Origin of the sequence: Microcella alkaliphila (assembly GCF_002355395.1) — a bacterium.
GTDB classification, from domain to species: Bacteria; Actinomycetota; Actinomycetes; order Actinomycetales; family Microbacteriaceae; genus Microcella; species Microcella alkaliphila_A.
Window position 1 is genome coordinate 1135364 of record NZ_AP017315.1, and the last position, 19220, is coordinate 1154583.

A 19220-nucleotide genomic window follows, 5' to 3' on the forward strand; every position below is an offset into this window, starting at 1 on the left:
ACTCGGTGCTCGTGCCCGACAGCCTCCCCATCACCGAATCCGCCGTCGCCGACGCGGTCGACCAGGCGCTCGCCGCCATCGATTCCGCCTCCGACACGGCCGCGCTGAAGGCCGCTCGCACCCAGCACGCGGGCGAGCAGTCGACGCTCGCCCGGCTGAACGCAAGCCTGCGCGATGTGCCCGCCGACCAGAAGGCCGCCCTCGGCAAGCTCGTGGGCCAGGCCCGCGGCCGTGTCCAGCAGGCGTTCGCCGCCCGGGAGGCCGACCTTGCCGCGGAAGAAGAGGCACGGGCGCTCGCCGCGGAAGCGATCGACGTGACGGCCATCCCTCCGCTGGGGCTTTCGGGTGGACGCCATCCGCTGACGACGCTCATGGAGCAGATGAGCGACATCTTCGTCGCCATGGGGTGGGAGGTCGCCGAAGGCCCCGAACTCGAAAACGAGTGGTACAACTTCGACGCCCTGAACTTCGACCCCGACCACCCGGCGCGCGCGATGCAGGACACCTTCTTCGTCGAGCCCGAGGATGCGCACCTGCTGATGCGCACGCACACGAGCCCCGTGCAGGTGCGTGCCCTGCTCGAGCGCGGCCTGCCGCTCTACGTCGTCGCCCCGGGCCGCGTCTTCCGCACCGACGAGCTCGACGCCACCCACACGCCCGTCTTCCACCAGATGGAGGGCATCGCGATCGACAAGGGCCTCACGATGGCGCACCTGCGCGGCACGCTCGAGCACATGGCCCGCACGATGTTCGGCGAGGGTGCCCGCATCCGTCTGCGCCCCAGCTACTTCCCCTTCACCGAGCCGAGCGCCGAGCTGGACGTGTGGCACCCCACCTTCCGCGGCGGTGCCCGCTGGATCGAGTGGGGCGGCTGCGGCATGGTGAACCCGAACGTGCTGCGCGCTGCCGGAGTCGACCCCGATGTCTACCAGGGCTTCGCGTTCGGCATGGGGATCGAGCGCACCCTGATGTTCCGCAATGAGGTGCATGACATGCGCGACATGGTCGAGGGCGATGTGCGCTTCACCCAGCAGTTCGGAGTGAGTGTCTGATGCGCATCCCCCTGTCATGGCTCCGCGAGTGGGCTGACCTCCCCGAGGGAGCTGACGCCGATTACGTGCACGCCGCGCTCGTCAAGGTCGGCCTGGAGGAGGAGGCGGTGCACGGCACCGCGATCTCCGGCCCGGTCGTCGTCGGCGAGGTGCTCGAGTACGTCGACGAGCCGCAGAAGAACGGCAAGACGATCCGCTGGTGCCAGGTGCGCACCGGCACGACCGAGTCGGGCGAGCCCGAGGTGCGCGGCATCGTCTGCGGCGCACACAACTTCCACGTCGGCGACAAGGTCGTCGTGGCGCTTCCCGGCGCCGAGCTGCCCGGTCCGTTCCCGATCAGTGCGCGGAAGACCTACGGTCATGTCTCGGACGGCATGATCGCGAGCGCTCGCGAGCTGGGCCTCGGCGACGAGCACGACGGAATCTTGCGCCTCGTCACCCTCGGTCTCGACCCTGAACCGGGCACTGACGCGATCGCGTTGCTCGGTCTCGACGACGTGGCCGTCGAGGTCAACGTCACTCCTGACCGCGGTTACACGCTCTCGATTCGCGGTATCGCCCGCGAGTATTCGCACGCGACGGGGGCGGTGTTCCGCGACCCGGCGAAGGCGTTCGAGGTGGGGGAGGCCGACGGCTTCAGCGTCGAGGTGAAGGACCACTCGCCGATTCGCGGGCGCCGCGGCTGCGATGTTTTCGTCACGCGCGTCGTGCGCGACATCGACCCGACCCGGCCCACTCCGGGGTGGATGGTCGCCCGCCTCGCACTCGCGGGCATCCGCTCGATCTCTCTGCCCGTCGACATCACCAACTACGTGATGCTCGAACTCGGTCAGCCGATCCACGCCTACGACCTCGAGAAGGTCGCGGGCGGCATCACGGTACGTCGTGCCGTCGTGGGCGAGACCCTGGTGACGCTCGATGATCAGACCCGCACGCTCGACACGGAAGACCTGCTGATCACCGATGCATCGGGCCCGATCGGCCTCGCCGGCGTCATGGGCGGCGCGTCGACCGAGGTCAGCGACTCCACCACCGATGTGCTGATCGAGGCGGCGAACTTCGATCCCGTCTCGATCAGCCGCACCGCACGTCGACACAAGCTGCCGAGTGAGGCGTCGAAGCGGTTCGCCCGCGGCGTCGACCCGCTTGTCGCGGCGCCAGCCGCGCAGCGCGTTGCCGACCTGCTCGTCGAGCACGCCGGCGGCACGATCGACTCACTCGGGTCCGAGTGGATCGAGGCCAAGCGTCCCGCCGAGATCGCCCTCCCCGAGGGGTACGTCGACAGCCTGATCGGCGTGGACTACTCCCTCGACGAGGTCACCGACTCGCTCAACGCCATCGGCTGCCAGATTCGTCTCGAGGGCGACGGCTGGATGGTCGAGCCGCCGAGCTGGCGCCCCGACCTCGTTGACGCCCCCTCGCTCGCCGAGGAGGTGGCGCGCATCGTTGGGTACGACCGCATCCCCGCCGCGCTTCCCGTCGCCCCGCCGGGCCGTGGCCTCACCCGCTCGCAGCGCGTGCGCCGCGCGATCGGCGCGTCGCTCGCCGCGGCGGGCCTCAGCGAGGTGCTGAACTACCCCTTCTCGACGGCCGAGCAGATTGCCATGATCGATGGCGAGGATGCGGCCACGATGCGGCTCGCGAACGCCCTCGACGCCGAGGCGGCTCATTTGCGCCGCAGCCTCATCCCCGCGCTCGTCGCGACCGCGCATCGCAACCGCTCCCGCGGTCTGAGCGACCTGGCGATCTTCGAAATCGGTCGCGTGTTCCGCCCGGAGGCCGGAGCCTCCTACGGAGTCGACGCCGTGCCCTTCGGGTCGGCGCGCCCGAGCGATGACGTCCTCGCCGACCTGGACGCGAGCATCCCGCCGCAGCCGTGGCGCGTTGCCGCGCTCGTCGTGGGCGACCGACGCCCGCGCGGAATCGGGCAGCCCGCTGAACCGGCCGGCATCGCCGACGTGATCGCGGCCGCCCGCCTCGTGGCGAACGCCGCGGGAGTCGCGCTCGACGTGCGCCAGGGCAACCACGATGCGCTGCACCCCGGCCGGACCGCCGAACTGCTCGTCGGTGACCGCGTTGTGGGCCTCGCGGGTGAGTTGCTGCCGCGCCTCGCGCTCGAGAACGACCTGCCCCGCCGCGTCGGCGTGCTCGAACTCGATCTCGACGCCCTCATCGAGCTGGGAGAGGGCGATCTGGTCGCCGAGAGCCTCTCGGCGTATCCGGCGGCGACGCAAGATCTGTCGCTCGTCGTCCCCGTCGACGTGCCCGCCGGAGACGTGCGTGCAGCAGTCATCGAGGGAGCGGGAGAGTTGCTCGAGGCGGCGACGCTCATCGACGACTACCGCGGAGACGGGCTCGAGGTCGGCACGAAGTCGATCACCCTCGCACTGCGCTTCCGGGCTGCCGACCGCACGCTGACCCAGGCCGAGGCGACCGAGGCGAAAATGGCGGGCCTCGCGGTCGCCGCCGAGCGATTCGGGGCGAGTCTGCGGGCCTAAGCTAGAGCAATGCCGTATTCCGTCGCGATCGCCGGTGCGAGCGGCTACGCCGGCGGTGAGGTGTTGCGCCTCATGGCGCGCCACCCCGAGCTGGAGGTGCGCACCGTCACCGCGCACTCCAACGCCGGGGCCGCACTCATCGACGTGCACCCGCACCTGCGCTCGCTCGCTCATCTCACATTCGTCGAAACGACGGCCGAGAACCTGCGCGGCCACGACATCGTCGTGCTGGCGCTGCCGCACGGCGCCTCCGGCGCCATCGCCGCTGAGCTCGAGACGGACGTGCTCGTTCTCGACTGCGGCGCCGACCACCGCTTGACGAGCGCCGACGACTGGGCACGCTTCTACGGCGGCGAGTATCACGGCTCGTGGGCGTACGGCCTCCCCGAGTTGCCGCACGCCGACGGCTCGCGGCACGGTGACGCCCTCGCGGGCGCGCGGCGTATCGCGGTGCCGGGGTGCAACGTGACGGCCGTGTCGCTGGGACTGGCCCCGGGCATCCATGCAAGCCTGCTCGACGAGGTCGATCTGACGGCCGCCCTCGCGGTGGGGCCGTCGGGCGCCGGTCGCGCGCTGAAGACGAACCTGCTCGCCAGCGAGCTGCTCGGCTCGGCCCAGCCGTACGCGGTCGGGGGAGTGCACCGTCACATTCCCGAGATTCTGCAGAATTTGCGGCTCGCGGGCGCGACCGCGCCGACGCTGTCGTTCACGCCCGTGCTCGTGCCGATGGCGCGCGGCATTCTCGCGACCATCACGGCGCGCGTCGCCGACGGTGTCACGGCCGAGCAGCTGCACGAGGCGTACACCGCCCACTACGCGGACGAGCCGTTCGTACACGTGCTGCCCGCGGGACGCTACCCGTCGACAGCGGAGACGGTCGGCGCCAACACCGCGCTCGTCGGGGTGGGTCGTGACGCCGACGCCGGCCGCGCCGTGATCATCGTCGCCCTCGACAATCTCGTGAAGGGCACTGCCGGAGCTGCCGTGCAGTCGCTCAATCTCGCCCTGGGCCTCGAGGAAACGACGGGGCTTCCTATCGACGGAGTGGCCCCGTGACCGTCACCACGCCGGCCGGGTTCACCGCCGCCGGGGTTGCCTGCGGGCTCAAGAGTTCTGGCGCGCTCGACCTCGCCCTCGTCGTCAACACCGGCCCGCGCGATGCCGCCGCGGCCGTTTTCACCTCCAACCGTGCACAGGCGAACCCGATCATCTGGTCGCGTCAGGCGATCGGGGATGGCCGGGCCCGCGCGATCGTGCTGAACTCCGGGGGCGCGAACTGTTTCACGGGCCACCAGGGCTTCCAGACGACCCACGCGACGGCCGAGGCGGTCGCCGAGCACCTGCAGCTGGGCGCGGGGGAGGTGCTCGTCTGCTCGACGGGCCTCATCGGCGAGCAGCTTGATCGCGACCGCCTCCTCACGGGAGTCGCGGCCGCCGTGGACACGCTCGCCCCCGACGGCGGTCAGGATGCTGCGCGCGCCATCATGACGACCGACTCGGTTCCGAAGACGGCCGAGTACCGCGACGCGGCCGGGTGGGCGATCGGCGGCATCGCGAAGGGCGCGGGCATGCTCGCTCCGGGGCTCGCGACCATGCTCGTCGTGATCACGACCGACGCAGACCTCGATTCGGCCTCGCTCGACCGCAGCCTGCGCGCTGCCACACGGGTGACCTTCGACCGACTCGACTCCGACGGCTGCATGTCGACGAACGACCAGGTCACGCTCATGGCGAGCGGAGCGTCCGGTGTTGCCCCCGACGAGCAGGACTTCACGGCGGCGCTCACCGAGGTGTGCCTGCGGCTCGCGCTGCAGTTGCAGTCGGACGCCGAGGGCGCAAGCCACGACATCCACATTCGGGTGACCGGCGCGGCCAGCGACGACGACGCGGTCGAGGTCGGCCGCTCCGTGGCCCGCAACAACCTGTTCAAGGCGGCCGTGTTCGGCAACGACCCCAACTGGGGGCGTGTTCTCGCCGCGATCGGCACGACGAGCGCCGAGTTCGACCCGTACGACGTCGACGTGACGATGAACGGCGTGCGGGTGTGCACGGCGGGGGGCCCCGACCGGCCGCGCGATGAGGTCGACCTGACCCCGCGCATCCTGCACCTCGACATCGATTTGAAGGTCGGCGCACACGAGGCGCTGATCCTCACCAACGACCTGACCCACGGCTACGTCCACGAGAACAGCGCGTACTCCAGCTGATGTCGACCCTCCACGAATCCTCCGACTTCGCCCTCGCCAGTGAGAAGGCCGAGACCCTCATCGAGTCTCTGCCGTGGCTCAGGCGCTTCCGCGACCGCATCATCGTCGTGAAGTTCGGCGGTAACGCCATGGTCAGCCCCGAGCTGCAGGCCGCGTTCGCCGCCGACATGGTGTACCTGCGCACGGTTGGCCTGAAGCCCGTCGTCGTGCACGGCGGCGGCCCGCAGATCTCGGCCATGCTCACCAAGTTCGGCATCGAGAGCGAGTTCCGCGGCGGCTACCGTGTGACGAACACCGAGGCGATCGACGTCGTGCGCATGGTGCTCGCCGGTCAGATCAGCCGCGAACTGGTCGGGCTCATCAACCAGAGCGGCGCCGGTCTCGCAGCAGCCGTCAGCGGCGAAGACGCGGGACTGTTTCAGGGCCGTCGCCGCGGGGTCGTCGTCGACGGCGAGGAGGTCGACCTCGGTCACGTCGGCGACATCGTGCACGTTGACCCGTCGGTCGTGTTCGCCCACCTCGACGCCGGGCGCATCCCGGTCGTCTCGTCGCTCGCCCCCGACATGGACCACCCCGGCCACAGCCTCAACGTGAACGCCGACGCGGCCGCCGCCGCCCTCGCGGTTGCCCTGCAGGCGGAAAAGCTCGTCGTCCTGACCGATGTGCCGGGCCTCTACAGCGATTGGCCGAACCGCGATTCGCTCGTCTCGAGCATCTCGGCGACAGAGTTGCGCGAGCTGCTGCCGAAGCTCGAGTCCGGCATGATCCCGAAGATGACCGCCTGCCTCGACGCCGTCGACGGGGGAGTCAGCCGAGCCGCGATCATCGACGGCCGCCAGCCGCACTCGATCCTGCTCGAAATCTTCACCACGCACGGCATCGGAACCGAGGTGGTGCCCGCGTGAGCCCGCTCCTTCCCGACACCACCCCCGAATCGGATGCTCTCCGCGAGCGATTCGCGCGCGTTGCGATGCGCTCGGCGCCCACCCCGCAGGCCGTGTTTGCTCGCGGCGAGGGGGCGTACGTCTGGGACGTCGACGGGCGGCGCTTTCTCGACTTCCTCGCCGGGATCGCGGTCAACGCGCTCGGCCACGCGCATCCCGCCCTCGTGGCGGCGGTCGCTGATCAGGCGGCGCGCCTCATTCACGTGTCGAACTATGTGACGACGCCGCAGGGGGTCGACTTCGCCGAGCGCGTCGTGCGCCTGACGGGTGCTGGGCCGACCGGCCGCGTGTACCCGGCCAACTCGGGGGCCGAGGCGATCGAGGCCGCCGTGAAGCTGGCGCGCCGCACGGGCCGCCCGCGCATCTTGGCGTTCGAGAACGGCTTCCACGGCCGCACGATGGGCGCCCTCGCGGTGACGGGGAAGCCCGCCCTGCGCGAGCCGTTCGAGCCGATGCTGCCGGGCGTCGACCACCTGCCGACCGACCGTGCGGCCCTCGAGGAGGCGATGGGCGACGACGTGGCCGCCGTGCTGCTCGAGCCGATCAAGGGTGAGGCGGGCGTCGTTCCGCTGCCCGAGGGGTTCCTGACCGCCGCGCGAGAGCTCACCCGACAGCACGGGGCGCTGCTCATCGTCGACGAGATTCAGACCGGCGCGGGACGCACCGGCGACTGGTTCGCCGTACAGCACGAGGGTGTCACGCCCGACGCGTGGGTGCTCGCGAAGGGCATCGGCGGGGGAGTGCCCGTCGGCGCCCTCGTCACGACCGGTGCCGCGAGCGACCTGTTCACGCTGGGTCAGCACGGCTCCACGTTCGGGGGCAACCCGCTCGCCACCGGCGCCGCCTCCGCGGTCTTGGCCGAGATCGAGCGCGCTGATCTGGTGGGCAACGCCCGCCGACGCGGCGCCGAACTGCGCGAGGCGATCCTCGGCCTCGACGCGCCGCTCGTCACGGAGGTGCGTGGCCGCGGCCTGCTGCTCGGCGTGGGGCTTGCCGCCGAGGTGGCGCCGCGCGTCGTCGACGAGGCGATGCGTCGCGGCCTCATCGTGAACGCACCGAATGCCACGACCATCCGCCTCGCCCCGCCGCTCATTATCGGCGACGCCGAGATCGCAGAATTCATCACCCTGTTCGCCGACTCCCTGAAGGCCGCCGCATGACCGCCGCCCCCGCTACCCGCCACTTCCTGCGCGACGACGACATCACGCCCGCCGAGCAGCGCGAGATCCTCGATCTCGCCGAGCGGCTGAAGACCGACCGCTTCCAGGTGCGCCCGCTGGAGGGCCCGCAGACGGTTGCGGTCATCTTCGACAAGTCGTCGACCCGCACCCGCGTGAGCTTCGCGGTCGGCATCGCCGACCTGGGCGGCCAGCCGCTCATCATCTCGACGGCCTCCAGTCAGCTCGGCGGCAAGGAGACTCCGTCGGACACGGCGCGGGTGCTCGAGCGCATGGTGTCGGCGATCGTCTGGCGCACATACGGCCAGGCGGGCCTGGAGGACATGGCCGCGGGCACCACGGTGCCCGTCATCAACGCGTTGAGCGACGACTTCCACCCCTGCCAGCTGCTCGCCGACCTCCTGACAATCCGCGAGCACAAGGGATCCCTGGAGGGCCTCACCGTCGCGTTCATCGGTGACGGCGCCGACAACATGGTGCACTCGTACTTGCTGGCGGGGGCGACGGCGGGCATGCACGTGCGCGTCGGTTGCCCCGCCGAATACAGCCCGAAGGATGCGGTCATCGCCGACGCTGATCGCATCGCCGCCGAGACGGGCGGCTCGATCACGATCTTCACCGACCCGCTCGAGGCGGTGGCCGGCGCCGACGTGGTCGTGACCGACACCTGGGTGTCCATGGGCAAGGAGGAGGAGAAGGCGGCACGCGTCGCCACGCTCGCCCGCTACCGCGTCGACGACGAGATGATGTCGCTCGCGAAGCCGGACGCGATCTTCCTGCACTGCCTCCCCGCCGACCGTGGTTACGAGGTGACCGCTGAGGTGATCGACGGCCCGCAGAGCGTCATCTGGGACGAGAGCGAGAACCGCCTGCACGCCCAGAAGGCCCTGCTCGTATGGTTGCTCGAACGCTCCACGGGCGGCTCGGGGGCGGGCTCGTGAGCGGCGCCACCAACGAGGGCGCGCTGTGGGGCGCGCGCTTCAGCGGCGGCCCCTCGCCCGAACTGCAGCGACTCAGCCGCTCGACCCACTTCGACTGGCAGCTGGCGCCCTACGACCTCGCCGGTTCGCGGGCGCACGCGGCGGCGCTCGCCGCGGCCGGCTACCTCACCGACGACGAATTGACGCGGATGCTCGCCGCCCTTGACGCCGTCGAGTCGCGGTTCGCCGACGGCACGCTCACGCCCCGTCCCGAGGACGAGGACGTGCACGGTGCGCTCGAGGCCGCGCTCGTGGCGGAGGCGGGTGCGGAGCTCGGCGGCAAACTGCGCGCGGGCCGCAGTCGCAACGACCAGATTGCCACGCTGATCCGGCTCTACCTGCGCGACCACGGCCGCACAATCGCCGGCGAGCTGCACGCGCTGATCGGTGCACTCGTCGCGCAGGCCGACGCGCACCCGGCCGCGGTGATGCCCGGCCGCACTCACCTCCAGCACGCCCAGCCGGTTCTGCTCGCGCACCATTTGCTGGCCCACGCGTGGCCGCTCGTGCGCGACCTCGAGCGTCTGCGCGATTGGGAGGCTCGCGCCGACCGCTCGCCCTATGGCGCGGGTGCCCTCGCCGGCAGCTCGCTCGGCCTCGACCCGGCCCTGGTGGCCGCGGAGTTGGGTTTTGCGGGCCCGACCGAGAACTCGATCGATGCCACCAGCGCACGCGACCTGATCGCCGAGTTTGCCTACGTCGCTGCGCAGATCGGGGTCGACCTGTCGCGCTTGGCTGAGGAGATCATCCTCTGGAACACGCGCGAATTCGGCTTCGTCACGCTGGACGATGGCTACTCGACGGGCTCGTCGATCATGCCGCAGAAGAAGAACCCCGACATCGCTGAGCTCGCCCGCGGCAAGACGGGCCGCCTCATCGGCAGTCTCACCGCGCTGTTGACGACCCTCAAGGGGCTTCCGCTGGCCTACAACCGCGACCTCCAGGAGGACAAGGAGCCCGTCTTCGACGCGGTCGAGACGCTGGAAGTGCTCCTCCCCGCCTTCACCGGCATGGTCGCGACGCTGCGCTTCGACACCGCACGGATGGCCGAGCTCGCTCCACAGGGCTTTTCGCTCGCGACCGACGTCGCCGATTGGCTGGTGCGCCAGGGCGTGCCGTTCCGCGAGGCGCACGAGATCTCGGGCGCGCTCGTCGCGCACTGCGAGCGCGCGGGCATCGACCTGGATGAGCCGAGCGACGACGACTACGCCGCGATCGACCCACGGCTGACGGGTGCCGTGCGCGGCGTGCTGACGGTGGAAGGGTCGATCGCGTCACGCTCGGGCGCGGGAGGCACCGCCCCGGTCGCCGTCGCACGGCAGCGCTCCCTCCTCGACGAGCGCCTCGCCGCTCTGCGCGGCGCGCACGACTGAGCGCTCGCGGTGACCCCGTCCGGCGTGTCGCGCGGTGCGTCACCGGCCGCCGCGATGCTGGCCGGTGACGCCGTCTCGGTCGCCCCGCTCCTGCTGGGGGCCGTGCTGCACGGTCGGGGAGTGAGCGTCCGCCTGACCGAGGTCGAGGCCTATCTCGGCGTCGGTGAGGATCCCGGCTCGCACGCGTTCCGCGGCCAGACGCCCCGCACGGCACCCATGTTTGCCGCCCCCGGCACGCTGTACGTCTACCTCAGCTACGGCATGCACCGGTGCCTGAACCTCGTGTCGGGCGAGGCGGGCAGCGCCTCGGCCGTTTTGGTTCGAGCGGGCGAGGTCGTTGCCGGCATCGACGAGGCGCGCGCCCGCGCCCTGGCCGGCCGCCGCCCGGGCACCGACGGTGCGCAGCCGCGGGTGGCCGACCGCGATCTGGCGCGCGGTCCGGCACGTCTGGCGCGCGCCCTCGGCGTCGCCCTCGACGACGACGGGCGGATGCTCGGTGACGGCGCCGTCGATCTCGCCCCGTCTTCGGGCCCCGCCTCTGCGATCGCGACGGGCCCGCGCGTCGGCGTCGCGCATCCCGGGGGAGGGGACGCGTACCCGTGGCGCTTCTGGATTCCCGGCGACCCGACGGTGTCGGCCTATAGGCCGGGGCGCGGGGTTACGCGAGCGCGATGAGCGCGGCGGTCGCGCCCGCCCACAGCAGGCTCGCGAGCGTGCCGATGATGAACCGCTCGGTGACGTGGTGACCGGCGTCGAGGTCGCGGAAGCGGCCGACGCTCTTCACGGCAACGAGCACGGCGAGGATCTCCCAGCGGGCGAGCAGCACGGCCGCGACGACGGCGGCGCGCTCGAGGTAGCCGATGGTCGCGCCACCGCGCAGCACCTCGGCGGCGTCGTCTGCGGTGGGGCTGGCGTCGCGAGGCGCCGCGTCCGCCGTGTCGTCGGTCGTCGCAGCGTGGGCCGTCCGTTGCCGCCGGTCGGCGAGCCGCAACACGCCGCGCACGACCGGCGCGCCGCCGGCGATCGCGAGCGCGATGATCAGCAGTTGCGTGACCAGGCCGCCGATCCCGACCGGCTGGACGGGCGTGACGCTGACGATGACCAGCCCGATCGCGACGAGCCCCACGGCGGGGAGCGCGTAGTGGTCTTTGCGTTGCACTCCGCCGACGACGGCGAGGGCGAGCACGACGGCGACGGCGGCCGACAGGGCGAGCCAACCGGCGAAGACGATCCAGGCTGCGGCGAACATGCCCGTCACCCTACTGTCGAATGCTCGGCATCGGCGGAGTCCATCACCCGTGCGATCGCCCGGCGGGCCTCCGCGTCGATGGCGAGCGCGGCTGCCCGGGCGCGCTTGCTCACGGCCTGCGGCGTGATGCCAAGCCGCTCGGCGGCCGCCGCCTGCGTCAGCCCCTGTTCGAGCAGGTCGTACAGTTCCCAACTCTGCGCGCTCCACCGGGCGCGCCCCGCGAGCAGCAGGGCGATGAGAGCATCCACGTCGTCTGCGGCGTCGGCGGCGGCCGTGTCGGCCCCGGCCGCCGCGAAGTGGATGCTCGTGCGTGCCGCCTTCTGTACGGCCCGCCGCCCCGCGATGAACGCGGGGCCGCTCGCTTCGCGAATGCTCGCCGGCAGCTCACCCGCGACGTCGCCGATGCCGAGCCCGGCGCGAAAGTGCTTACCGCGCAGGCACTCGAGCACGATGTCGAGTGCGGCTGCCGGGTCGGCGGTGAGTGCCTGCAGTTCGTCACCGGCGGTACGTTCCGCGGGCAGGGCGAGGCGGTCGCCGGCGCGGGCGTCGAGGCGGTGGAGGAGGTCGGCGACCCGGTCTCGGTCGGTGCGGCTGCCGATCTGGTCGGCGATCACGACGAACATGCATCAAGCCTAGAGGGGTGATATTGCCCACATCAACCCTCTGTCATTGATTCACCGGGCCGGGGGACCGACCGCGATAGCCTGTCGCGGTGACCGACGCGCTCGAATCGCTGACTCTGCCCCGCCTCGACAGCTCCTTCGATTCCCTGTGGGATGAGCTGATCTGGCGCGGCCTCGTGCATGTGTCAACCGACCCTGAGGCGCTTCGAGAGGCGCTCGATGGGGAGCCCATCACCTACTACTGCGGATTCGACCCCACGGCGCCGAGTCTTCACCTGGGGAACCTCGTGCAGCTGCTGCTGATGCGGCGCCTGCAGTTGGCTGGTCACCGGCCGCTGGCGCTGGTGGGCGGCTCCACCGGACTCATTGGCGATCCCCGTCCCACCGCCGAGCGCCAGCTCAACGACCGCGAGACGGTCGCCGAGTGGGTCGGCTACCTCCAGCAGCAGGTGAGTCGCTTTCTGTCGGCCGACGGCGACAACGCCGTGACCCTCGTCAACAATCTCGACTGGACGGCGGGGCTCTCCGCCATCGACTTCCTGCGCGATATCGGCAAGTACTTCCGTGTGGGCACGATGCTGAAGAAGGACGCGGTCGCCGCGCGCTTGAATTCCGATGCCGGCATCTCGTACACGGAGTTCAGCTACCAGATTCTGCAGGGCTACGACTTCCTCGAGTTGCACCGCCAGCACGGCTGCATCCTGCAAACCGGCGGCAGCGACCAGTGGGGCAATCTGACGAGCGGCACTGACCTGGTGCACAAGGCGCTCGGCGTGAGCGTGCACGCGATCGGCACGCCCCTGATCACGAACAGCGACGGCACGAAGTTCGGCAAGAGCGAGGGCAACGCGATCTGGCTCGACGCCGCGATGTGTTCCCCCTACGCGATGTACCAGTTCTGGCTCAACACCGACGATGCCGACGTGATCGACCGGTTGAAGGTCTTCACGTTCCTCGATCGCGCCGAGATCGAGCGCTACGAGAAGCTGGTCGCCGAGGAGCCGTTCCGACGCGCCGCGCAACGCCGGCTGGCGTTTGAGGTCACGGGATTCGTGCACGGTGAGGATGCGGTGCGTGCAGCGGTCGCAGCCTCGGCGGCGCTGTTCGGCCAGGGAGATCTCGCGAGCCTGGATGCAGCCACGCTGCGCGCGGCTGTCGCGGAGCTGCCCGGGGCGGAGGTGTCGGCCGACACGACGGTCGTCGCCGCCCTCGTCGAGAGCGGTCTCTGCTCGAGCGCATCGGACGCCCGTCGTGCCATCGCTCAGGGTGGGGTCTCCGTCAACAACGTGAAGGTGGATGCGGAGGACGCGCATCTTGGGGAGGCCGCGCTCGCCGGCGGGGTCGCCGTTCTGCGGCGGGGCAAGAAGACCCTCGCGGGCCTGCGCTTTACCGGCTCGTAGCCGGGTCGCGGCGCATCGCTGTCCCGCCTGTTTGCCGGGGAGAGTGGCGCGACACGCCCGGGATGTGGCGGTGATTTGCCCGGCACCCCAAACGCCCGTAATGTTTTCTCTTGTCAGCCCGACGGAGCGGCGAGAGCGAGAAGCTCGAAGCCAGCTACCGGGCCGAATCCTCCAAGACAGAGCAGCCCTTGCGGGTGCGCTCATCGCCAAGTAGGATTCCAACTCCCCCCGCAGGATCGACACTGCACTCGGAACTCCAGATGACTGGAAGCCCGAACTTGCAGAGAGTCTCCCGGGTGGGTACATTAGGAAAGTTGCCCTGACAGGGCGGCCGAGAGGCCGAACATCAGGAGCGTCCGATCCTTGAGAACTCAACAGCGTGCACTAAGTCAATGCCAAACAACCTCGTCGGTTGGTTTACCAACCGAATGAGATTCCTTTGGATTGAAACGAATGTCAGTAGATATTCAACTTCAGTCAGATTGAACTCGTGTCGAGCGGTAACGCTCGATGCAACTAGATGTGCCGGCAGCCTTCGGGTCGCCGTGCAATCAAACATTTACGGAGAGTTTGATCCTGGCTCAGGACGAACGCTGGCGGCGTGCTTAACACATGCAAGTCGAACGATGAACCCGGAGCTTGCTCCGGCGGATTAGTGGCGAACGGGTGAGTAACACGTGAGTAACCTGCCCTTGACTCTGGGATAAGCGTTGGAAACGACGTCTAATACCGGATACGAGCTGGGACCGCATGGTCACTAGCTGGAAAGAATTTCGGTCAAGGATGGACTCGCGGCCTATCAGTTAGTTGGTGAGGTAACGGCTCACCAAGACGACGACGGGTAGCCGGCCTGAGAGGGTGACCGGCCACACTGGGACTGAGACACGGCCCAGACTCCTACGGGAGGCAGCAGTGGGGAATATTGCACAATGGGCGAAAGCCTGATGCAGCAACGCCGCGTGAGGGACGACGGCCTTCGGGTTGTAAACCTCTTTTAGCAGGGAAGAAGCGAAAGTGACGGTACCTGCAGAAAAAGCACCGGCTAACTACGTGCCAGCAGCCGCGGTAATACGTAGGGTGCAAGCGTTGTCCGGAATTATTGGGCGTAAAGAGCTCGTAGGCGGTTTGTCGCGTCTGCTGTGAAAACGCGAGGCTCAACCTCGCGCCTGCAGTGGGTACGGGCAAACTAGAGTGCGGTAGGGGAGATTGGAATTCCTGGTGTAGCGGTGGAATGCGCAGATATCAGGAGGAACACCGATGGCGAAGGCAGATCTCTGGGCCGTAACTGACGCTGAGGAGCGAAAGCATGGGGAGCGAACAGGATTAGATACCCTGGTAGTCCATGCCGTAAACGTTGGGAACTAGATGTAGGGACCATTCCACGGTTTCTGTGTCGCAGCTAACGCATTAAGTTCCCCGCCTGGGGAGTACGGCCGCAAGGCTAAAACTCAAAGGAATTGACGGGGGCCCGCACAAGCGGCGGAGCATGCGGATTAATTCGATGCAACGCGAAGAACCTTACCAAGGCTTGACATATAGAGGAAACGTGCAGAAATGTACGCCCCGCAAGGTCTCTATACAGGTGGTGCATGGTTGTCGTCAGCTCGTGTCGTGAGATGTTGGGTTAAGTCCCGCAACGAGCGCAACCCTCGTCCTATGTTGCCAGCACGTAATGGTGGGAACTCATGGGAGACTGCCGGGGTCAACTCGGAGGAAGGTGGGGATGACGTCAAATCATCATGCCCCTTATGTCTTGGGCTTCACGCATGCTACAATGGCCGGTACAAAGGGCTGCAATACCGCAAGGTGGAGCGAATCCCAAAAAGCCGGTCTCAGTTCGGATTGGGGTCTGCAACTCGACCCCATGAAGTTGGAGTCGCTAGTAATCGTGAATCAGCAACGTCACGGTGAATACGTTCCCGGGCCTTGTACACACCGCCCGTCAAGTCATGAAAGTCGGTAACACCCGAAGCCAGTGGCCCAACCGTAAGGAGGGAGCTGTCGAAGGTGGGATCGGTGATTAGGACTAAGTCGTAACAAGGTAGCCGTACCGGAAGGTGCGGCTGGATCACCTCCTTTCTAAGGAGCTTCTGATGCGTCGCTTCGGCGGCTGCATCCAGAGCCGGAACTGAGACGAACGTTCTCAGCCGGTTTGCTCAAGGGTGGAACATTGATTTAGGTCGTCGGCTCGAGCCGGCCCGGTAGTACATCCCTTGTGGATAGGAACCCGCGCTTGTGAGAGGCGGCGACGTGCACGCTGTTGGGTCCTGAGGGACCGGGCCCCGGGAAACCGGGAAACGATCTCTCGGACTTCTGGGCAGTCGCCGCGATGGCTGACTGCAAGGAGTGCCGACCGTATGTTGAGAACTACACAGTGGACGCGAGCATCTTAGAACTGATGCCTTCGGGTATCAGATCTACGATCTAGATTTATATAGATCATTGGTCAATCTGCAGCGTCGAACCTTTCAGGGGAGATGCTGTCGATCGATTCATACTCATGTAGTCAAGTTTCTAAGAGCAAACGGTGGATGCCTTGGCATCTGGAGCCGAAGAAGGACGTAGCAATCTGCGATAAGCCTCGGGGAGCTGATAAGCGAGCTTTGAGCCGAGGATTTCCGAATGGGGAAACCCCGCTGGGCGCACTTGTGCGACCTAGTGACTCCCGCCTGAATATATAGGGCGGGTAGAGGGAACGTGGGGAAGTGAAACATCTCAGTACCCACAGGAAGAGAAAACAACAGTGATTCCGTTAGTAGTGGCGAGCGAAACCGGAAGAGGCTAAACCGATCATGTGTGATAGCCGGCAGGCGTTGCATGGTCGGGGTTGTGGGACTCACCCGCTGTTCTGCCGAACAGCAAGGGTTACAGCGCGATATAGACGAATGGCATTGAAAGGCCAGCCACAGAGGGTGCCAGCCCCGTAGTCGAAATGTCGTAATGGCCCGGAGAGTATCCCAAGTAGCACGGGGCCCGAGAAATCCCGTGTGAATCTGTCAGGACCACCTGATAAGCCTAAATACTCCCAGATGACCGATAGCGGACAAGTACCGTGAGGGAAAGGTGAAAAGTACCCCGGGAGGGGAGTGAAATAGTACCTGAAACCGTTTGCTTACAAACCGTTGGAGGAGCCCTAGTAGCTCTGACAGCGTGCCTTTTGAAGAATGAGCCTGCGAGTTAGCGATATGTGGCGAGGTTAACCCGTGAGGGGTAGCCGTAGCGAAAGCGAGTCTGAATAGGGCGATTCAGTCGCATGTCCTAGACCCGAAGCGAAGTGATCTATCCATGGCCAGGTTGAAGCGACGGTAAGACGTCGTGGAGGACCGAACCCACTTAGGTTGAAAACTGAGGGGATGAGCTGTGGATAGGGGTGAAAGGCCAATCAAACTTCGTGATAGCTGGTTCTCTCCGAAATGCATTTAGGTGCAGCGTTGCGTGTTTCTTGCCGGAGGTAGAGCTACTGGATGGCCGATGGGCCCCAAAAGGTTACTGACGTCAGCCAAACTCCGAATGCCGGTAAGTGAGAGCGCAGCAGTGAGACGGTGGGGGATAAGCTTCATCGTCGAGAGGGAAACAACCCAGACTACCGACTAAGGTCCCTAAGCCTGTGCTAAGTGGGAAAGGATGTGGAGTTGCATAGACAACCAGGAGGTTGGCTTAGAAGCAGCCACCCTTGAAAGAGTGCGTAATAGCTCACTGGTCAAGTGATTCCGCGCCGACAATGTAACGGGGCTCAAGCACAGCACCGAAGTCGTAGGATTCGTACATTTGGTAGGCCTTTGTGGTCCAGCCGTACGGATCGGTAGGAGAGCGTCGTGTGGCCAGCGAAGCGGCGGTGTAAACCAGCCGTGGAGGCCACACGAGTGAGAATGCAGGCATGAGTAGCGAAAGACGGGTGAGAAACCCGTCCTCCGAAAGACCAAGGGTTCCAGGGCCAGGCTAATCCGCCCTGGGTAAGTCGGGACCTAAGGCGAGGCCGACAGGCGTAGTCGATGGACAACGGGTTGATATTCCCGTACCGGCGAAGAACCGCCCAAGCTAATCCAGTAATGCTAAGAGTCCGAATCCTCTTTTCAATGCACCTTCGGGTGCGGCGAGCTGAGGGCTAGCACTCGACCCTATGCTGGTGCGGCTAGCGTATTAACAGGTGTGACGCAGGAAGGTAGCTGAGCCGGGCGATGGTTGTCCCGGTGTAAGGACGTAGGGCGAGAGATAGGCAAATCCGTCTCTCATACAGCCTGAGATCCGATGCGTACCCCTCACGGGGGAAATCAGTGATCCTATGCTGCCGAGAAAAGCATCGACGCGAGGTTCTAGCCGCCCGTACCCCAAACCGACTCAGGTGGTCAGGTAGAGAATACCAAGGAGATCGAGAGAATCGTGGTTAAGGAACTCGGCAAAATGCCCCCGTAACTTCGGGAGAAGGGGGGCCGGATTCGTGAAGGGATTTACTCCCGGAGCGTTGAAGGCCGCAGAGACCAGTGGGAAGCGACTGTTTACTAAAAACACAGGTCCGTGCCAAGTCGCAAGACGATGTATACGGACTGACGCCTGCCCGGTGCTGGAAGGTTAAGAGGAAGGGTTAGCGCAAGCGAAGCTCTGAATTTAAGCCCCAGTAAACGGCGGTGGTAACTATAACCATCCTAAGGTAGCGAAATTCCTTGTCGGGTAAGTTCCGACCTGCACGAATGGCGTAACGACTTCCCAGCTGTCTCAACCGCGAACTCGGCGAAATTGCACTACGAGTAAAGATGCTCGTTACGCGCAGAAGGACGGAAAGACCCCGTGACCTTTACTACAGCTTGGTATTGGTGTTCGGTGTGGCTTGTGTAGGATAGGTGGGAGACTGTGAAGCGGGCACGCTAGTGTTCGTGGAGTCGTTGTTGAAATACCACTCTGGTCACCCTGGATGTCTAACTTAGAACCGTAATCCGGTTCAGGGACAGTGCCTGGTGGGTAGTTTAACTGGGGCGGTTGCCTCCCAAAAAGTAACGGAGGCGCCCAAAGGTTCCCTCAACCTGGTTGGCAATCAGGTGTCGAGTGTAAGTGCACAAGGGAGCTTGACTGCGAGACTGACAGGTCGAGCAGGGACGAAAGTCGGGACTAGTGATCCGGCAGTGGCTTGTGGAAGCGCTGTCGCTCAACGGATAAAAGGTACCTCGGGGATAACAGGCTGATCTTGCCCAAGAGTCCATATCGACGGCATGGTTTGGCACCTCGATGTCGGCTCGTCGCATCCTGGGGCTGGAGTAGGTCCCAAGGGTTGGGCTGTTCGCCCATTAAAGCGGTACGCGAGCTGGGTTTAGAACGTCGTGAGACAGTTCGGTCCCTATCCTCTGCGCGCGCAGGAAGATTGAGAGGATCTGACCCTAGTACGAGAGGACCGGGTTGGACGAACCTCTGGTGTGTCAGTTGTTCCGCCAGGAGCACCGCTGATTAGCTACGTTCGGGATGGATAACCGCTGAAAGCATCTAAGCGGGAAGCCGGCCTCAAGATGAGTCTTCCAAGCCCTTAGGGGCGAGAGGCTCCCAGCCAGACGACTGGGTTGATAGGCAGGATGTGGAAGAGGGGACTAACGACCCTTGCAGCTGACCTGTACTAATAAGCCGATAACTTGACAACACTCTTCCTCGGAAGGGTTGAGTATGCGCTCGCGTCCACTTTGTGGTTCTCGATTTACGGTCGAGAACTACGCACAGATCATGCTTTGACATG

The 19220-nt window shown here is 66.4% G+C and carries 12 protein-coding genes and 2 rRNA genes; 12 read left to right on the forward strand and 2 right to left on the reverse strand.

Features of this window, described 5'->3' with window-relative positions; translation table 11 throughout:
• The first annotated feature begins 11 nt into the window (after positions 1-11).
• Genes pheS through CPY97_RS05625 form a run of 9 tightly spaced genes read left to right on the forward strand, consistent with a single transcriptional unit; the run spans position 12 to position 10907 of the window.
• Positions 12-1052: a phenylalanine--tRNA ligase subunit alpha gene (pheS, locus tag CPY97_RS05585; protein ID WP_096423400.1), complete on the forward strand. Its 1041-nt coding sequence runs from the start codon at positions 12-14 to the stop codon at positions 1050-1052.
• Entirely contained in the window at positions 1052-3550 is a 2499-nt protein-coding gene (gene pheT / locus CPY97_RS05590; protein ID WP_096421150.1) for a phenylalanine--tRNA ligase subunit beta, read from the forward strand. The genes pheS and pheT overlap by 1 nt, the downstream gene beginning before the upstream one ends.
• A gap of 9 nt (positions 3551-3559) precedes the next feature.
• The gene (argC, locus tag CPY97_RS05595; RefSeq protein ID WP_096421151.1) at positions 3560-4606 is read left to right on the forward strand and encodes an N-acetyl-gamma-glutamyl-phosphate reductase; all 1047 of its coding nucleotides are present in this window, start codon (positions 3560-3562) and stop codon (positions 4604-4606) included.
• Positions 4603-5757: a bifunctional glutamate N-acetyltransferase/amino-acid acetyltransferase ArgJ gene (gene argJ / locus CPY97_RS05600; RefSeq protein WP_096421152.1), complete on the forward strand. Its 1155-nt coding sequence runs from the start codon at positions 4603-4605 to the stop codon at positions 5755-5757. Before argC ends, argJ begins: the two co-directional genes overlap by 4 nt.
• Positions 5757-6662, forward strand: a complete 906-nt coding sequence (gene argB / locus CPY97_RS05605) for an acetylglutamate kinase (protein ID WP_096421153.1) — start codon at positions 5757-5759, stop codon at positions 6660-6662. The genes argJ and argB overlap by 1 nt, the downstream gene beginning before the upstream one ends.
• On the forward strand, positions 6659-7861 hold the full coding sequence (locus CPY97_RS05610; RefSeq protein ID WP_269457844.1) for an acetylornithine transaminase: 1203 nt from the start codon (positions 6659-6661) through the stop codon (positions 7859-7861). Before argB ends, CPY97_RS05610 begins: the two co-directional genes overlap by 4 nt.
• Positions 7858-8820 (forward strand): ornithine carbamoyltransferase, encoded by a 963-nt coding sequence (argF, locus tag CPY97_RS05615; protein ID WP_096421154.1) that lies wholly within the window; start codon positions 7858-7860, stop codon positions 8818-8820. The genes CPY97_RS05610 and argF overlap by 4 nt, the downstream gene beginning before the upstream one ends.
• Positions 8775-10232, forward strand: coding sequence for an argininosuccinate lyase (gene argH, locus CPY97_RS05620; RefSeq protein WP_096421155.1), 1458 nt, complete (start codon positions 8775-8777; stop codon positions 10230-10232). Before argF ends, argH begins: the two co-directional genes overlap by 46 nt.
• Before the next feature lie 54 nt (positions 10233-10286).
• Positions 10287-10907, forward strand: a complete 621-nt coding sequence (locus CPY97_RS05625) for a DNA-3-methyladenine glycosylase (RefSeq protein ID WP_096423404.1) — start codon at positions 10287-10289, stop codon at positions 10905-10907.
• Here CPY97_RS05625 and CPY97_RS05630 read toward each other — a convergent pair.
• A complete protein-coding gene (locus tag CPY97_RS05630) occupies positions 10891-11481 on the reverse strand; it encodes a hypothetical protein (RefSeq protein ID WP_231924056.1) in 591 nt (196 codons plus the stop codon). The genes CPY97_RS05625 and CPY97_RS05630 overlap by 17 nt on opposite strands.
• A 5-nt stretch (positions 11482-11486) precedes the next feature.
• The gene (locus CPY97_RS05635) at positions 11487-12104 is read right to left on the reverse strand and encodes a SatD family protein (protein ID WP_096421156.1); all 618 of its coding nucleotides are present in this window, start codon (positions 12102-12104) and stop codon (positions 11487-11489) included.
• An 89-nt stretch (positions 12105-12193) separates the two neighbouring features.
• On the opposite strand from CPY97_RS05635, the gene tyrS reads away from it, so the two are divergent.
• The 3 genes from tyrS (at position 12194) to CPY97_RS05650 (ending at position 19127) form a co-directional block, all read left to right on the forward strand.
• On the forward strand, positions 12194-13504 hold the full coding sequence (tyrS, locus tag CPY97_RS05640; protein WP_096421157.1) for a tyrosine--tRNA ligase: 1311 nt from the start codon (positions 12194-12196) through the stop codon (positions 13502-13504).
• A gap of 558 nt (positions 13505-14062) precedes the next feature.
• A 16S ribosomal RNA gene (locus tag CPY97_RS05645) occupies positions 14063-15583 on the forward strand.
• A 425-nt stretch (positions 15584-16008) separates the two neighbouring features.
• Positions 16009-19127 (forward strand): 23S ribosomal RNA (locus tag CPY97_RS05650).
• The 16S and 23S rRNA genes sit together here, the layout of an rRNA operon.
• Positions 19128-19220: the final 93 nt, after the last annotated feature.

Bases quoted from the DNA above. Each gene is read 5' to 3' on its own strand.
- pheT (WP_096421150.1), top strand. From the start codon at position 1,052: ATGCGCATCCCCCTGTCATGGCTCCGCGAGTGGGCTGACCTCCCCGAG.
- argC (WP_096421151.1), top strand. From the start codon at position 3,560: ATGCCGTATTCCGTCGCGATCGCCGGTGCGAGCGGCTACGCCGGCGGT.
- argB (WP_096421153.1), top strand. From the start codon at position 5,757: ATGTCGACCCTCCACGAATCCTCCGACTTCGCCCTCGCCAGTGAGAAG.
- argF (WP_096421154.1), top strand. From the start codon at position 7,858: ATGACCGCCGCCCCCGCTACCCGCCACTTCCTGCGCGACGACGACATC.
- argH (WP_096421155.1), top strand. From the start codon at position 8,775: ATGGTTGCTCGAACGCTCCACGGGCGGCTCGGGGGCGGGCTCGTGAGC.
- CPY97_RS05625 (WP_096423404.1), top strand. From the start codon at position 10,287: ATGCTGGCCGGTGACGCCGTCTCGGTCGCCCCGCTCCTGCTGGGGGCC.
- CPY97_RS05630 (WP_231924056.1), bottom strand. From the start codon at position 11,481: ATGTTCGCCGCAGCCTGGATCGTCTTCGCCGGTTGGCTCGCCCTGTCG.
- CPY97_RS05635 (WP_096421156.1), bottom strand. From the start codon at position 12,104: ATGTTCGTCGTGATCGCCGACCAGATCGGCAGCCGCACCGACCGAGAC.